The 17,147-nt window shown below is 43.9% G+C and carries 14 protein-coding genes; 3 read left to right on the top strand and 11 right to left on the bottom strand.

Annotated features, from left to right (window positions below):
- Positions 1–6 precede the first annotated feature (6 nt).
- The 9 genes from CLV98_RS07560 to CLV98_RS07525 form a co-directional block, all read right to left on the bottom strand.
- Entirely contained in the window at positions 7–1,479 is a 1,473-nt protein-coding gene (locus CLV98_RS07560) for an O-antigen ligase family protein (protein ID WP_229203256.1), read from the bottom strand.
- 9 nt (positions 1,480–1,488) lie between these two features.
- The gene (locus tag CLV98_RS23410) at positions 1,489–1,632 is read right to left on the bottom strand and encodes a hypothetical protein (RefSeq protein WP_158281218.1); all 144 of its coding nucleotides are present in this window, start codon (positions 1,630–1,632) and stop codon (positions 1,489–1,491) included.
- Positions 1,629–2,804: a glycosyltransferase gene (locus tag CLV98_RS07555; RefSeq protein WP_109673713.1), complete on the bottom strand. Its 1,176-nt coding sequence runs from the start codon at positions 2,802–2,804 to the stop codon at positions 1,629–1,631. The genes CLV98_RS23410 and CLV98_RS07555 overlap by 4 nt, the downstream gene beginning before the upstream one ends.
- An 11-nt stretch (positions 2,805–2,815) precedes the next feature.
- Positions 2,816–4,987, bottom strand: coding sequence for a GumC family protein (locus CLV98_RS07550; protein WP_109673712.1), 2,172 nt, complete (start codon positions 4,985–4,987; stop codon positions 2,816–2,818).
- A complete protein-coding gene (locus tag CLV98_RS07545) occupies positions 4,984–5,652 on the bottom strand; it encodes a TolC family protein (protein WP_109673711.1) in 669 nt (222 codons plus the stop codon). The genes CLV98_RS07550 and CLV98_RS07545 overlap by 4 nt, the downstream gene beginning before the upstream one ends.
- Before the next feature lie 50 nt (positions 5,653–5,702).
- Positions 5,703–6,920, bottom strand: a complete 1,218-nt coding sequence (locus CLV98_RS24050) for a sugar transferase (RefSeq protein WP_109673710.1) — start codon at positions 6,918–6,920, stop codon at positions 5,703–5,705.
- Between the two features lie 11 nt (positions 6,921–6,931).
- Positions 6,932–7,327 carry a response regulator transcription factor gene (locus CLV98_RS07535; RefSeq protein ID WP_109673709.1) on the bottom strand — a complete coding sequence of 132 codons (396 nt, stop codon included), beginning with the start codon at positions 7,325–7,327 and terminating at the stop codon, positions 6,932–6,934.
- Between the two features lie 477 nt (positions 7,328–7,804).
- Positions 7,805–8,281, bottom strand: coding sequence for a hypothetical protein (locus CLV98_RS07530; RefSeq protein WP_146202244.1), 477 nt, complete (start codon positions 8,279–8,281; stop codon positions 7,805–7,807).
- 71 nt (positions 8,282–8,352) lie between these two features.
- Positions 8,353–8,724, bottom strand: a complete 372-nt coding sequence (locus tag CLV98_RS07525) for a DUF983 domain-containing protein (protein WP_109673707.1) — start codon at positions 8,722–8,724, stop codon at positions 8,353–8,355.
- Positions 8,725–9,123: 399 nt separating this feature from the next.
- Here CLV98_RS07525 and CLV98_RS07520 point away from each other — a divergent pair, with 399 nt between their 5' ends.
- Entirely contained in the window at positions 9,124–9,654 is a 531-nt protein-coding gene (locus tag CLV98_RS07520) for a gluconate 2-dehydrogenase subunit 3 family protein (protein ID WP_109673706.1), read from the top strand.
- 134 nt (positions 9,655–9,788) lie between these two features.
- Complete coding sequence (locus CLV98_RS07515) at positions 9,789–11,504, top strand: GMC oxidoreductase (RefSeq protein ID WP_109674011.1); 1,716 nt, start codon at positions 9,789–9,791, stop codon at positions 11,502–11,504.
- Positions 11,505–11,622: 118 nt separating this feature from the next.
- Here the strand turns inward: CLV98_RS07515 and CLV98_RS07510 are convergent, their stop codons facing one another.
- Positions 11,623–12,597, bottom strand: a complete 975-nt coding sequence (locus CLV98_RS07510; RefSeq protein ID WP_109673705.1) for a polyprenyl synthetase family protein — start codon at positions 12,595–12,597, stop codon at positions 11,623–11,625.
- A 262-nt stretch (positions 12,598–12,859) separates the two neighbouring features.
- On the opposite strand from CLV98_RS07510, the gene CLV98_RS07505 reads away from it, so the two are divergent.
- The gene (locus tag CLV98_RS07505; RefSeq protein WP_109673704.1) at positions 12,860–13,762 is read left to right on the top strand and encodes a patatin-like phospholipase family protein; all 903 of its coding nucleotides are present in this window, start codon (positions 12,860–12,862) and stop codon (positions 13,760–13,762) included.
- 61 nt (positions 13,763–13,823) lie between these two features.
- Here CLV98_RS07505 and CLV98_RS07500 read toward each other — a convergent pair whose 3' ends face one another.
- Positions 13,824–17,117, bottom strand: a complete 3,294-nt coding sequence (locus tag CLV98_RS07500; protein WP_158281217.1) for a TonB-dependent receptor — start codon at positions 17,115–17,117, stop codon at positions 13,824–13,826.
- Positions 17,118–17,147 lie beyond the last annotated feature (30 nt).

The following is a 17,147-nucleotide window of genomic DNA, read 5'->3' as shown; positions in this document are numbered from 1 at the left end:
GTAGAATTAGTTGGCCCCCAACTCCTGGCGGGCCAACTGGACGTCTAGCCGGTAACAAGCCTGTACGATCGCTATGGCCAAATAGAACAGGATATTATTAGGGTATTGAACCAGGGCTTCTTGCGGAAAGTTGCCGATATTAAGCGCAAATAGCACCATCACCATGGCCAGACAATACATCTTAAGTTCGGGGTTTTGTATCAGATAATAGCTGTTGATCCCCGAACTTAGAAAAACAAAAATCAGCATACAAATCAGGAATAGACCTATCCAACCCGTTTCTACTGCTACGCGAACGTAGCCACTATCGGGAGGAAAATTGGCCAAATAGGAATGAGGGGCAAACCTTACCCCCCACATCCCAGTGGCGCCAAGCCCCCCACCCATCGGATGCGATAAAATAAAGGGCCTTATTCTTTCCTGATTCATTTTTCGAACATTATAGGAGGCGTCGTCGCCAGGGCGAAAAGCGGTCTGAAATCGAGCAATAGAGGGGTTGGAGGTGGGCATAAAGATAAGGCCCACAAAAAACACGGCAGCTATGAGTGAACCGATTAAAATATTCCTGCTAAATTTTAGTATTGCCAATAATACCAATGCGGCAGGTATTAATACATAGGCTCCCCGAGTTCCTGAGAATAGCATGGAATGGGCCATCAAAGCCAGCATCACGGCCAATATTCCCTTTTTCCACCGCGCTATGGGGCCTATCAGAAACACGATACAAAGTAAGCTGCCAAGCACCATATTATAAGAGAACTCTACCGGATCTGAAAAAATAGAATACTTGCGCCAATGTCCATCAATAAACAAGAGGGATACCGTTAAAGGGTCCGACTCTAAGGTGGCCATTTCTGAGGCTGGAATGCCGATATACTCTTGTTTATAGGCATATAAAGCCGCTACGAAGGAGAGTATCAACCATACGAAGAGTATCAGTCTGATCTGCTTCAGGGTGCGTATCTGATAAAGGAAAACGAAGTACATCAGCGTAATGACGGCAATGGTCCGAACGGTATAGACCCAAGCAAGGCGCGACTCAGCCGTGGGATTAATTACCTGAAGTATATTATAGCCTATCCAAATGAGGATAGCCGTAGCCACAGGGCCCTTAAATACGGACCAATCGGGCGATGTCCTTTGGCGTAACAAAAATCCAAGTAACAAAAAAGCTTGCATACCGTCCAGGACCGTCCCCAAGGGAAAAGAAACGCCTAGCCGAAAAATATAGAACAGAAAATAAGCGAGCAATAAGAGACAGATAATTCCAAAAACAGGGAAAACTAACATGGCATAGACCACCGGAAGGCCCACCATGGCCACTATAGCCAAGGCCCCTACCGTTATACCACCTTTCACCGTAGCAACTCCCAAGAAAAGTCCTACTCCGCTAATAAATGCTAACCATAGGGGGTTATCCAGCCATTCGGAATATCCGCGCCATTTGCGTCTAAAGTCGTCTTTACGAGTAGGTTTCAAGAATCTAATTTAAAAAAACAATATCTTAAAGAAAAAGAAAAAAACGCTAACCAAAGCCAGCAGCAAGGCCAGCCTACGCATTAGCGCTTCCGTTTTGGTCAGTTTTGATCCCGGTGAGTTGGCGTCCTTTGTCTTAATGGGGTATGTTTTCATGGGGTATCCTTTTTTGAGCTCGACTTATGCTTGGTAGAAACCGAAATTTGATTGGCGCGGCTGGCCTTCAAAAGTGAGACAATTTGATAAAAAACGAATGTAGGAATCCCTTTGAGTGCCCGGTAAATGGCCGGACTGGTAGGCCCCGCCCAAAGTGCCATCATGAAGCCGAGAGTAAATAATAAGATCCCCAAAACCCATATTAAAGTAAGCGTAGGGAATAACCAAATATTGACAAAGGCAAAGATTAGCGACAGCAACAGAAATATAAATAATGGGGGCCTTAGCAGAACCACCCCAAACATAAACCGGTTCCAATCGGTCTTAACCACTCCTTGCTTCATCAGTCCAAAGCCTAATGTAAAATATTTAAACCAGGTATTGATCCACCTGGCCCTTTGATTGACCAACTGTTGCGACTCGGCCGTTTTTTGGTCCCATACTACCGCCTCATCCGCAAACGCAATACGCTCTCCTCTACTCACAATGGCATGCTGTAACACTTTATCAAAGCCAGCTCCATCTACCTCCCTGCCTTCTAGGCACTGTCGGTATAAGGAAGTGGTAAAGGCCATTCCAGACCCAGCCAAGGTAGCCGACGAGCCTATCTTAAAAAGCAGCTTGCCATCATAATAATGATAATAAATATCCCTGGCAGCGTCGAGCCTCGATAAAGAGGTATCTAAATTTTTTGCTTGACGTACCCCTTGAACCGCCTTAAAACCGGCTTCAAAGAAGGAATTAAGTTGACTTAGATAATCGGATTCTACCAGGTTATCACTATCAATAATGGTGAGATGGGTATGAGGACGTACAAAATGCTGGATCGCATAAAAGTGCGAACGGACATTGCCGGCCAAAATACGCTCCGGACGTAATAGGACTACCCGCGGGTCCGAGAAATGAAGCTTGGAAATATCACAGTTATCGGCCACCACATATACCATATAATGGTTGTATTCGGACTGAAGAATGCTGTCGACGACGGCCTCCAGTTGATCGGTATATTGATAAGCCGTCACAATGATCCCATAGTCGGGCGGAGTGCTCGCTACTGATACTACTGAGGGGCGCTTTACCAACAAATGTAAGAGCCAAATCAGTAGGGGGAGTATCAAAAAAAAGCCAAAATACAATTGTATTAGCCACAACACATAGTGTATATAGATCATCGGGGGGCTGTTTATGTCGATGCAATATTTTTTTCGGTAATATCTCGAGTCCCGGTAAGGACCCAACCGGCAAACTTCCCTTCCAATCGCTTGAGATATTCTATTCGGGTAAGGTCGTCTTGGTCTAAGGTCTTCCCTGCCGCATATACGGCCAGCACGACATCGGCATGGTCTATCCATTCCTTAGCCTTGTTGCGGGCTTCTAAGGATTCCGAATCTATCAAAATCACATCGAAATGCGTTTTAGCAAAATCCATTAAAAGGCTACGCTCATCCCGAGTCAGGAGTTCCTGTAAGGAAATATCCCCCCCAAGGTTCCCTACGGTCGATACGTGCTGCATTTCGGAAGGCATCGTGAGGGCCGCCGGCAACTGTTCCTTAATGTTTTCTAAGAATACACTCGGCCCATGTTCGGCCGTTATACTGGGGTTGGTTAAGTTGCCATCGATTAACAGCACCCTTTTGTTAATCTTATTATACGCCCAACTTAGGCCCGTGCTAAGGGTTGATTTTCCCTCGCCTTCGCCTAAACTGGTTACTACCACTACCTTGGGATCCACCTTGGATTCGTCCACTTCATACCGTATAGAGCGCATGAGCTTCTGGTACTGGTTCATGGCCTTGGAGCTGGTCGACTGGTCCAGCTTTAAAAGCTCGGCAGGACTAGGAATGTAATTGAGATACCCAAGTACGGGAACCTGGGTTTGAGAGGCCAGCTGCAAGGGATAGCGAATCGACTTGTCGAAATACCAAACTATAAAGAAGAAAAAAATGCAAAAGCTAAAACTCACTATACCAGATAAAGCGAGGATAATTATCTTTTTTGAGGGCTTCAGGTTCCCAGGCATGGCCTGCTCGGCTGGTTTGAGGCGCACAGGGAAGCTTGAGGCTAAGGCCACGTCGTTATACCGTTGCAAAGCCTCCATATATTCACTGGTGGCAATGGTAATTCCGGTTTCCAACTCTTGAATCTGAGCCTCATTGGGAACCAACTCATCAAACTTTTTATTGAGCCGTTGCAATTCCTTGTTGATAGACTGGATACTATTCCCAGCCAGGTCCAAGGCCAACTCCGCCGTAAGTTTTTGGGTTACCAGCTTATCTTTCAATATAAGCGGATCGTACAAATACTGATCCGACACTTGCGCAATTTGCTCATTAAGTATATGTTGAGTAGAGTCTAGCTGTTGTTTTATAGTAGGACTAAAATTACTCGCCACATAAGCTTGATTCAAGGCCCTCAGACGCTCCTTAGAGCTTACAATTTGTTGGTTGACATTCGAAATCGACTTTTCCAGATAACGTCTTTCCTTGGGATCGAACTTCTTATCGATCTTTCTAATTTCCTCTGAATAGGCCAATATCTCCTTGCCAGCAATTTCCCTTTTCGCTTCATATTCAGCAATCTGCCCATATAAACTTCGTGCTTGTTCATTAAGATTTAAAACCCTGTTACGTATCTTAAATTCGCGAAGCACATTCATTCGCTCCGTTAGGGCACTCCTCTTACCCTCCAAAAAGTTGGCGAGAAACTCCATGGCTTTTTCGTTATTGTCCACCAAGCGATTGGAGACGAACCCTACAAAATGTTCAATCAACGAGTTCACCAGAAATTCGGACTCCTGAGGCGTATGAGCGGTGGCATCGATGCTGATATAATCGCTGTTCCCTTGTCGAAAAATAGTATATACCCCCGACAGGGACTGAGGGTCAAAGGACATCTCTTTTAATACGGCTATCAAAAAATTATTCTCCGGATTTCCCGGCAGCAAATCCTCTCTTCGGGATAGTTTTTGTTTCAACAGACGAATATACTTGGCCTTTTCTGCCGCATTCATCTTTTTGATACCCTCTACGGGAACTCGAAACTGATCCACTGGCTTGGCCTCCAATTCATGAATGAGCAAGGCATAGGATACCTGGCTTAAAATTCGTTTCTGACGCAACATTTGGATGAGGTTCTCAAATTTGCGGTTAATTTCAGACTCCTGATCCTCCTCCCCTATAGAGATTATTTCTTCGGTTTTATCGACCAGACCAGTGGCTAAGCTTCCATGAGAGGTGTAATCGCTGGGTAACTCTTTTACTAAAAAGTAACATACAATGAGCGTACCGAGCGGAATGAGGATTATTTTCCATTTGTTCCGGTATAATAACCTAAAGAAAAGTAAAAATTCATTCATTGTATGCTCTCTAATGTTTGTCCTACCATTTCTTCTAGGTTATTTTTTGAGATCATCATATTCGTTTCTGCCGTAACTTTTACCTGCAGCTGATCGGACACCATATTCAAGGCGTTATTATAATTGCTCAATGGCAGTTCCCCTTTTTCAAACTTATAACGCACATCATTTAATGCGCTCTGGGCGTCCATAAGCGCACTCGTTTTAATTTTCAGTAGGGTCAGGCTTTGAACATAGGCATAATAACGATTCCTCACCTCCGTTTCTAAAGACCTCTCGTAGGTCAGCTTTTCAGCTTGCACGGCCTCCAGTTCGTATTTTACCTGCTTTATTTTAGCTGGTTTTTGAAGTATGGAACCAATATTAACAAAGAAACCAAACTGATAGCTATTAAACATATTGGGATTTACAGTCGATATCTGCGAAGGGTTAAGCAAATAGGAAAAAGACAAAATCTCAAAGTAGGACAATTTAGATTGCTTGATGGCCGCTTCACCTATTTTCTCTTTAGCTTCAAAAACCCCTACCCTAGGATAGTTTTTCTTGGCGGAGGCTATTAGCTTCTCCAAATACTCCGGGGAGAGCTCGGTCAACATCGATTGCTGTGCCCATACTTGGTGGGTACAACTCACAAACAACAATAAAGCGATTAGTCGAAATTTCATCAATATAGCTAGAGATTAGGCGTTAAATGGTCCTGACATCTGTGCCCGTATCACACGTTTTCGGTCTGTAAAAGTGCCGGAAAAGTTTTGAGAATAATTTGCATGTCCATGCCAAATGAAAACTCCTGGGCGTAGCGTACATCCAATTCGGTTCGCTCCTCTTCCGACATATCCGACTTTCCCTTCCCCCGTTTGGTGACCTGCCATAGCCCAGTAAGCCCGGCCGGCCCGGCAAACCGTAATATGGCGAAGTCGGTAGTCAATTTTTCGGCTTCATATAAGGGCAAGGGCCTATTTCCCACTAAAGACATATCCCCACGAACAATATTGAAAAGTTGGGGTAATTCGTCTAAACTCGTATTTCTTAAAAACTGCCCCACCCGGGTGATACGAGGGTCGTTTTGAAACTTCATAAAGGCCGCTTTTTGTTCTTTTTGCTGGCTGTGCACGATTTCACAAATCTCCTTTCCATCCAAGAACAACCTCCGCGAGCATTGCGACGGCAGGGTGCAGTCGGAGCAAAGCATAAAATCCTCTCGCTCGGTAGCCTTGGGTTCGGAACTCCGGTTGTACATATTGAGGGCCGACATTTGGCGCATCAACGAATCGGCGTCGATACGCATGGTCCGGAACTTGTACAGACTAAATATCTTATAACCACTACCCACTCTTTTAGATTTATAAATCACAGGCCCCTTACTATCGAGGCGAATCACCAAGGCCACCAACAAGAGAAGGGGTAGTAGGACTAATAAAGCCGACCCCGTCACGATCAGATCCATACTTCGTTTCCAAAATGGTATTTTTACGTTATTAGAAGCTATTTTCCTAGACGCCTTCTCGGCGATGTACCAATGCCGCTTATTAAAATACTGCAAGCGCGCCAATAAGTCTCCTTTTGAAAATCGGGCGTCAAAAATATCGTCTGCCGCATATTGACGAGCCTTACTTACCCTCTCGGGCTCCAGGCGGTCTACTAGTATTATAAAAGGAATATTGCCATACTTGGCATCCGCCCTGATCTCCTGCAACAATTCGAATCCCATGGCATTTTCATGTGCCATGACCACATCGGCCGGAAAATACTGGGCTAAGGCGTCCACCACGCCTTGTTTGGTATCGAAGTATTCCACTTGTACAGCATTTCCAAACTTCTCTAACATCCAAAGATATTGTTCGAAATCCCGATTTAGGCATATAATTCGATAGACAGCAACAGGAGCTTTGTCGACAGGGCGTATCACAGATTTCTCAGCGGTTAATTCCATATGGTCTTGAATTACAAATTGCGTGTAGTACGTCTTAAAATGGCGTTCACCTTGGCCTGAATCTCCATGGGATTGAAAGGCTTAAGCATAAAGTCGTCGGCACCTAAGTTTAGGCATTGGATGCGCTCTCCGCTATCGTCGGAACCCGACAAAATAATGAAAGGGATGTCATCATAAAAATTACTAGCCTTTAGGTTCTTTAAGAGCTCTTTACCGCCTAAATTTGGCATATGCAGATCGGCAATAATCAAATCGGCTCGATTACCCGCCTCCAGCCAGGCCATGCCATCGGCACCATCTTGATGGATTATCACATGAAAGGAATTTTTCAAAAAATTCTCTAGAATTTTACAAATGCTTGGCTCATCGTCTATAACTAAAATGCTTTTCTTTAATTCCTTATCCATATTACAATTCTCTTTAGTAGGTCGCCATTTTTAATAGAAGTTCTTTCTAACCGATCCCCCTTATTTGGACAATTCGGCAATGATTGTAAAGTTAAGACAATTTCGTTGTAGAATTAATACAGAAGCAGTTCTTAAATTAATTGAAGAAAAAAATCTAGCTATATTTCTACGGAATATTTATTAAATACAGTTAAGTATCGGCACTAAAGCATTATTTCCTATAATACTTATTTGACAAGGGTACTTTTTTGGACATTCTAGATTGTGTAACGAGCTAGGGTCTAGTCATATGGTTATTCGAGGAGTACAAAACCCCAGTTAAGTATAAAATTATTTACCCGAAAACCCCTATAAAACTTATCAACCAAGAGTAACAAATCAAATTGTTTCTACAATTTGGTAGAAACAAAATGGGAGCACAACCGACACGATAAGTGCGTTATGCTCCCATATAATACCTATTTAGAGGTATCCTTGCTACTTTTTATAATATAAACTTACCGTAGTAGTATTTGGAAAATCGTAGGCTTGGGTAGAAGTGTACATGACAAAGGCATCGGGGCGGATGGCCGACTGGTCTATCATCCATTCTCCGGCTTGCACCGTGCTATCCATTGCTGAAATGATCACCTGATCGTCCACCATCTTCCACTTCAATTCCGTTTTGGCCGTTCCTTTATTATAGTCCCCAACCAGCAAACCATCCTCCTCAAAGGTAATGGTAGACATGTACCGGTCGATCGTAATCCCATCGAAAGAAGGGACCGGTTTTCCGTCCTTCAATACAGTATCGTCGTTGACGGTGATCCGGTCGATGGACCATTTATCGATGGCCGTAAGCATGCTTACCGCCTCGGTTGCATCCGATGCAGATTGGTTACATCCAAAAAGAAAAAAAAATGAGAATAATACCGTAAAACAAAGTGGGCTAAATGAAACGCAGGTAAACTTCATAATTGTGTTTTCTTAAAAAATACTTCCCATACCTCACGATGGGTATGGACATCCTTTTAAAAAGGGGTGAATTACCCCCTAACTTCTTTAGGTTTAATAAAGATGGCCAGCCATGAGCGGCGAGCCAAGCGATAAAACCAAGGGGTAAGCAACACCAACACCGGAATAATACTTACCAAGAAGTAATTGAGATATGGTTCAAAATAATTGACAAAAATAAGGAAATAAATCACCATAAAAGCGACGTAAAATGCATAACTCATATATAATGCACCTTGGTAAAAACCGGGCTCAGGAACGAAGTTTTCATCGCAATGAGCACATTGTTTATTCATTTCGTCGAACCGGCGGGTATAAGCCGACTTGGTTACGAAAAAATCACCTACCCCGCATCTGGGACATTTATTTATAAGAACATTGACTAATTTATTATTACTGGCCATACTAAATTGAAGTAAAATTGAGTTAAATTATAGCCTTATCAGGCTTCTGTTGGGAGCACAAAGATCCATAATAACAACAAATAAAGCATAACAGAGAAAAGGGAATTGATGGTACAAATCAACGATGAAGCCCAAATCCTCCCTAAGTTACCCCCTAGGTTTAAAACAGAATATTTTAGTTGTCAAATCAACAATTGTGTAAAAACGACACTAAATTAACGCTCAAACAATTAGAAAGCTTGCTGGAAAGAATAAATTTATCGATTTTAGTAAATCGTTTCCAAAAATAGTATCATTTAGTATCCTAAAGAAGCAATTGTAAGCCCACACCAACGAGAGTCATATGGGCAGGCGCAATCCAAAATAGACACATCAACCCCAATAATTAATCCTTAATTTATGAATCGCAGAGTCGCTGTACAAAGAATAACCATGATGCTGGGAGGAGTAATATCCGCCCCGCTGATGGCCGGCATCCTGAATGAAAAAACCAATCATGGCGGCTTCATTGACCCAACGGCCGAACAAAAGCTGCTAATTGCCGAAGTAGCCGACGTGATCATCCCCACTACTACTACCCCCGGAGCCAAGGCGGCTGGGGCCGAAGATTTTATAATTCGCGTGTTGCGGGATTGTTACGAATTGCCGGCACAACAGCAGTATTATAAGGGACTTGGTAAGCTCGACGCCTTGGCGAAATCGAAGTTTGGAAAAGGCTTCGTAGCACTAAGCACCGAAAACAAAAATGCGGTCGTACTAGAAACCACAAAAGTCGACAAGCCTTTTTTCAAAATGATGAAAGACCTTACCGTCACCGCTTATTTCACCTCGGAGATTGGCTGTACGCAAGCCTTGGATTACTTACCGATACCGGGCCGCTTCGAAGGAACCTGGCCTATGCCTAAAGGACAAAAATCATGGGCCCTATAATTTGCGCCCAATAGACTTTATCAAGAGTCGTTCGTAATGCTGACGGCGGTCCGATTTTACTTTCAGACAATCGCATGCCTGATACGGACAAATCTTATAGCACTAAAATAAAAACTTTAAGTATAAAAATAGCTATGGCGAATTTAAATATTGATGCCCAAAAAGAAGCCACCTACGATGCCATTGTAATAGGCTCGGGAGTTTCGGGTGGCTGGGCAGCCAAAGAATTAACAGAAAAAGGGTTAAAAGTGCTGATGCTGGAAAAGGGTAAAAACCTTGAACATGTATCGGGCTATACCAATGCATTAAAAGCCCCCTGGGAAACGGAATATAATGGTCGGATCACGGTGAAGCAAAAGGAATCCCACCCATTTCTGTCGAGGGACTACCCTTATAATGAAATGACCGAAAACTATTGGATGAACGATTCCGACTCGATGTATGAAGAAAAAAAGCGTTTCGATTGGTATCGTCCTAACATCGTTGGGGGTAAGTCTATCATGTGGGGGCGGCAGTCGTATCGCTGGAGTGACCTCGACTTTGAAGCCAACCTCAAGGACGGTATCGCCATCGACTGGCCGATACGCTACAAAGATATCGCCCCATGGTACAGCTATGTGGAGAAACATGTAGGCATATCGGGAGAGAAACTTGGGTTGCCGCAATTGCCCGACAGTGAGTTTTTACCTCCCATGGACATGTATTTTGTCGAAAAAGAGGTACGGAAAAGATTGGAGAAAAACTTCCCTGGCCGCACCATGACCATAGGACGGGTAGCCAACCTCTCTAATCCTTCCAAAATACAATTGGAAGGGGGGCGCTCTCCTTGCCAGTACCGGAACCGGTGTTCCTACGGCTGCCCTTATGGCGCCTATTTTAGCACCCAGTCCAGTACCCTACCACCGGCCATGAAGACGGGCCTACTTACCTTAAGGCCCGACACCAATGTCCGGGAGATTATCTACGACCCAGAGACCCAGCGGGCCACTGGGGTACGTATCGTCGATTCGGTAACGCTCCAAGAAAGAGAATATTTCGCCAAAATCGTCTTTGTGTGTGCGAGTACGATCAGTTCGACGGCCATACTGATGAACTCCATCTCGGACCGATTCCCTAACGGAATGGGCAATGATTCTGGAGAATTAGGACATAACCTGATGGATCACCATTTCCGTACTGGTGCGAGTGGCGTTTGGGAAGGCGACTTAGACAAATACTATTTCGGGCGCCGGGCCAATGGTGTCTATATCCCCCGCTATCGTAACATTGGGAATGACAAGCGCGATTACATCCGGGGGTTTGGATACCAAGGTGGAGGAAGCCGCCAAGGATGGAAACGCAATGTGGCCGAATTGGCGTTTGGCGCCGACTTTAAAGAAGAGTTGACCTCCCCTGGAGAATGGACTATTGGATTTGGTGGGTTCGGAGAAACACTTCCCTATCACGAAAACAAAATGTACCTCAACCGCGAAAAACTCGATAAATGGGGAATTCCGGTGGTTGTATTCGACGCGGAGATTAAGGAGAACGAGAAAAAAATGCGTGAGGATATGCGCAACGATGCAGCGGAAATGCTAGAACGTTCGGGCGTTAAAAATGTAAGAACCAACGATCGTGGCTCTTACTTAGGAATGGCCATTCATGAGATGGGTACGGCACGCATGGGCCGCGACCCAAAGACCTCGGTAGTCAATGCAAATAATCAGCTTCATGCGGTTAAAAATGTATTTATGACCGATGGGGCCGTTATGACTTCCGCATCCTGTGTCAATCCATCACTGACATTTATGGCACTAACCGCTCGTGCAGCAGACTTTGCCGTAAAAGAATTGAAGAAAAAGAATCTTTAATCAACTCGCCTTCCTGATGCTTCAGTAAATCAGGGCGGGCTATTGAAAGGAAGGGCTAGATACCAAACGGTTCTAGCCCTTCCCTTTTTTATGGATACAATTGGTTTTTATCTCCCTATTATTTGGTTCTTTGAATGGTATAATGAACGAGCTGCTCAAGCGATCGCTTATGGCTAGAATCGGCAAATTCACTCAAAAGTTGTATGGCCTCATCTACATATTTCTGCATCACTTGCTTGGCATAACCAAGGCCACCCGAAGCCTTTACAAATTCTATGACCTCCTGGACCCGCTTAGGCTTATGGCTTTCATTCCTGATGATACCGATCACCCGACGCTTTTCGAGCCAACTGGCATTATTAAGGGCATATATAAGTGGTAAGGTCATTTTCTTTTCCTTGATGTCGATGCCCAAGGGCTTCCCAATTTCATCCTCCCCATAGTCGAATAGGTCATCTTTGATCTGAAAAGCCATACCTACTTTCTCCCCAAAGGTGTGCATCTTATGGACCACCTCCTGGGGGGCACCTACCGAACAAGCGCCTACAGCACAGCAAGAGGCGATCAGGGATGCCGTTTTTTGACGTATAATCTGATAATACACTGCTTCATCGATGTCGAGCCTGCGGGCCTTCTCCATCTGCAGCAACTCCCCTTCACTGAGCTCTCTGACGGCATTCGATACGATCTTTAACAAATCGAATTCGCCGTGGTCTACTGATAGCAACAAACCTCTAGACAATAAATAATCGCCTACTAAAACAGCAATTTTATTTTTCCATAAGGCATTGACCGAAAAAAAGCCTCTGCGATAATTGGAATCATCGACCACATCATCATGAACCAGCGTGGCGGTATGTAGTAATTCGATCAGGGCCGCCCCCCGGTACGAGGATTCGTTAATGTTACCGCAAGTACCAGCAGACAAGAAGACAAACATGGGGCGCAATTGCTTACCCTTGCGGCGAACAATATAATTCATGATTTGATCGAGAAGCATTACCTCACTCTTCATGAATTGACGAAACTTTTGTTCAAAAACTTTCATCTCCTCGGCAACTGGCAATTGTATTTCCTTTACTGAAGGGGTCATATTTAGGAAGAGGTTTTAGCCTCTAAAAGTCATTAATGGTGAATAGCGCGTCACACAATTGGTAGACACAAACCAATATTACGTAAAAACTTCAAAATTGAAACAAAATCTGGTTTTTCTAAGCATTTTAAGTAGAAAATGTTTACAATTGAAGTCGCTAAACGATCAATCGAACCATTTCAAACCTGGCGTGACACGTAGACCAACAAAATAATCACCAACATCATTCACTCAATCAGGTTCATCCTTTTATAAATAATCTATGAGAGCACTAGTACTGGGAGGAGGGTCCATGAAAGGAGCATTTCAAGTGGGCGCCATCCAGGCCGTCATGGAAGACGGTTTCCAACCCGACATGATATATGGCATATCTGTAGGAGCATTAAACACCACCTTTTTAGTCAATGAATCGGGACAACAGCTCGTCGAAAATGATGAGGTAAACTGGAAAGTAGCCGGCCGAAAACTACTAGAGTTTTGGATCCATCATATCACCCATCCACAGGATATCTCTACCCTCCGATCGCGCATGTTGCTAGGAGTAAACACCCTGAGGAGCCGCTTCGATGGCATCCTTGACCCCTCTCCATTGCATAATCTGATCCGGGGCCATATCAATCAGGCGTATATTGAAGCGAGCACCCTGCTCTCTAAGGTAGGGGCAGTCAATATACAAAGTGGAGAAATCAAATACGTATCCAAGAACGAGGCACATTTTATGGACTTCGTCAATGCCAGTTCTTCCATACCGATGTTGATGCCGACGGTAGAGATCGATAAGGAGTTTTATTTGGATGGCGGCATGCGGGAAGTAGCGCCGGTACGGCAAGCCATAGAAGATGGAGCCACCGAAATCGTCCTGATAGCTTGCCATTCGCCACATTTGTATCAGGCAGAAGACATGAATGCGCAAAACCTGATCACCCTTATTGAGCGTGTTCGGGACATCACGGTCAACCAGATCGTCAACAGCAATATCCAATGGGCTGAGTCGTTTGTGGACAGATCCATACTTCGCGGCAAGCATATGTCCCTTACGGTGATCAGGCCCAGTGCTCCCTTGGTATTGGACCTTCAGCATTTTACCTCCGAAGATATCTCCCGGTTGTTGGTAGAGGGCTATAAGGAAGCCTTACACATTCTAAAAAAGGAGAGTAAGCTATAAAAAAGCACCCATGCAGATTTCGCTCTGCATGGGTGCTTTAATAGTCTATCGAGTATTTCGATTAGTTGAAGATATAACGAATACCTATTTGGCTCGTCCATCTAGAGATATTACCCGATGAACCATCAGAAAGGTTCCAAGGCGTACCCGATGGAGTGCTGAACGACATCAGCGGAGTATAGTCTCCGGCAGCTGCATCCTTGTACCCTTCAAAAGTAATCAACTGATAGCTATCGTTGGTCACATAGTACTGACGTCCCCATTTCTTATTGAGCAAGTTTCCTACGTTAAACACATCCCAGCTAAGCTGTAAAGTATGGCGTTTGCCACCCATTTCGAAGTATATATCTTGAAGAACCTTCACATCAAAGATGTTCACAAAAGGAGGTCTAGATGAGTTTCTCTCAGCATACTTTCCTCTTCTTCCTGAAAGGTAAGAATCGTCCTTGATAAACTGATCCAAAGCGGCCCATTGAGCATCGGCGGTTGCAGCATCCTTAAATACGATTTGCTCCTTAGTAGCAGGCACGAAGATCAGATCATTGGATTCGCTAACCGAGTAATCTTTCACCATACTGTTACGGTAGGTATAAGAGAAGGGGTTGCTAGACTGGCCATTATAGAACAAAGAAACAGTAGTAGCGGCATTTTTCGAGTACTCGAAACGGTAGGAAGCAAAACCTACGATACGGTGACCTAGGTCGAAGTCAGAACGTGAGCGGGTCATATGATTCCGTCCATTGACAGTCTCCATATAGCGCCACTGCGAAGAGTTCTGAGAACTAGTCACCTCATTCAATACTTCGGATTTACCATAGGTATAAGCCAAGCTAGTGATCAACTTCTGGGCGAATGTTTTTTCAACACGACCTGTAACACTGTATGAATATCCATTGTCTTTGGCTGCGGCATTCTTCATCAGAATAATGTTGGTATAAGGATTCTGAATTCCGTTCGTGTTAGGATCTAGGTCGATCTTAGTAGGAGCAGTACCGGCAGGGTTGTAGATCATCCGATTGTCGGCTCCAGCAGCATTTTTAATGGCACCTTTATCCAAAATCACGTTTTCGTAGGCTACGTCGTTGTAATTTTTGGTGAAAATTCCTTCGGCACTAAAAATCCATCCACCATTCACTTTTTTATCCACTCCAAGGCTCGATCTCCAAACCTGTGGTAACTTAAAGTTTTTAGTAATCAGGTTCAACTCACCAGAAGGAACGGAAACGGTTTTACCGAAATCTTCAGCAGTATATTGATTGTTTACATCCGCTACAAAAGGTAGGTTGTTGGCAGTACCAGTCTGATACACCCCACCGATAATCACCCCACTGTTGGTATAGATACCACCTGGCCATACCATAGGCACACGTCCTAAGAAGATACCTGTTCCTCCACGAATCTGAAGGGTCTTATCACCTTTTACATCATAATTGAATCCTAAACGAGGAGATGCAGTAAACTTACCACTAGGCATAAATCCAGCTTTGGCTCCCTCTAAAGGATACATCGCATCGATGGTATTGTAATAAGTGTTGTTGAAAGTTTCGTCTTCAAACCCTTTGGTAGGGAAGGTATTCAAATCGAAACGAATACCGCCTGTCAAGGTAAATTTGTCAGTAATATCGAAACGGTCGTTTACGAAGGCACCCACCCGAGCAGACTTAAACTCTGCAGCCGCTTTCGATCCATCTCCAGCGATATCGCCAGGTAATAGAGAGTAAGAACGTGCGTAGATCGATGGCAAATCACCGTTAAGGAATCCTTCGAAGCTATCGAAAGTATAGGCTCCGTAGTTTTGACGAACGAAAAGGTTATAATAGCTACCAAATTCACCATCCAAACCGAGAGAGATATTATGACGTCCGGTATAGAAATCTAATTTCTCATTGAAGGTAAGGATTTTTGAAGTCAACTCATTGGCCGAAGAAAAGGCCTCAGAACCAAAATTGATACGATCTTTGGTGCTAGTCTGATTGATCAAAACATTAGGGAAGTTACTTCCAATAGGGTCACGGTCATCATGAACGGAAGTATACCCGATCAACAAACGGTTAGAAAGTGTATTGCTAAAGGTACTTTTCAACTCAGCAGAGGAAGAGTTGGTGGTACTTGGGAAATAAATACCGCTGTTAGAGAAGTAGATATTCGAATTAGAAGAAGTAGATGGGCTTATTGATTCCCCATAAGTATAACGGTGACTTACCGACAACTTATGCTTATTGTTAATATTCCAGTCCAATTTGGCAGTCAGCTTATTGCTATTCACCTCTTTTATCACATCTTCGTAGCTACCTGGATCGTAATTGTACTTAGACTTCAACACATCAGAAAGACGGTTTAGATCCGCTTGGGTAATACTTCCCTGGTAGTTGCTATAAGTAAAGGGCACAGGGTTGGTCTCACGTTGAAGTTCAGCATTAACGAAGAAAAACAATTTGTTTTTAACCAAGGCACCACCCAATCTAAAACCAGTAGTATAGGAGTTAAAGCTAGCCAATTTCGTACGTTGGAAAGTAGGATCGTCGTACTGGGCATCAGTACCAGGTCTTTTCCCTGAAATATTTTCATTTTTAAAATAGTAGTAAGCAGAACCCGACAGGTTATTGGTCCCTGAACGTGTTACAGCATTGATACCACCACCCGTAAATCCACTTAAGGATACATCGTAAGGAGAGATAACTACTTTGAACTGCTCGATAGCATCGATAGAGATAGGACTAACGCCGGTTTGTCCACCGTTGGTACCTGAAGCCGACAGCCCAAACATATCATTATTGGCGGCTCCATCGATATAAATCGAGTTAAAACGGTTGTTCTGACCCGCAATAGAAACGGCACCGTTACCATCTACCTTTACTTGAGGCGTAAGACGGGTAAAGTCGGCTAGGGATCTTGATACGGTAGGCATTACCTGAATCTGCTGGTTAGAGATGTTAAGCTCCGTTCCTTGCTTATCCTTATTAAAGTTATTATCATTTCTGATCACCACTTCGGTAAGCACATTGGTCTCGTCGCTCATGCTAATGTTGACGTTAGCCTCTTCACCTAGCAAAACATTAATGGCCTTCTGACTCTCTTGAAAACCAACATAAGTAGCGGCAATCGTATAGATACCACTATTAAGGTTGTTAAGGTTATACCGTCCATCATCCCGAGTGAGGGTGGAGTATTTTACCCCAGTACTTTGATGAGTGGCAACTACCGTTGCTCCTGGAAGAGGCTCATTCTGACTATCAGTAATGATCCCTTTCAGACTACCGGTGGTTACCTGAGCCATTACCTGTCCGCTGAAGGTAAGGGAAAAAACGAACAACGCTAACCACGCTGCCCTGAAAAGTAAACTTTTCTGATACATAAAATTAGTTGATTTGTTTAAAAATAGAAC

Origin of the sequence: Dyadobacter jejuensis (assembly GCF_003149085.1) — a bacterium.
GTDB classification, from domain to species: Bacteria; Bacteroidota; Bacteroidia; order Cytophagales; family Spirosomataceae; genus Dyadobacter; species Dyadobacter jejuensis.
The sequence above is the reverse complement of the archived record's forward strand: the minus strand, read 5'-3'. Positions and strand labels throughout refer to the sequence as shown.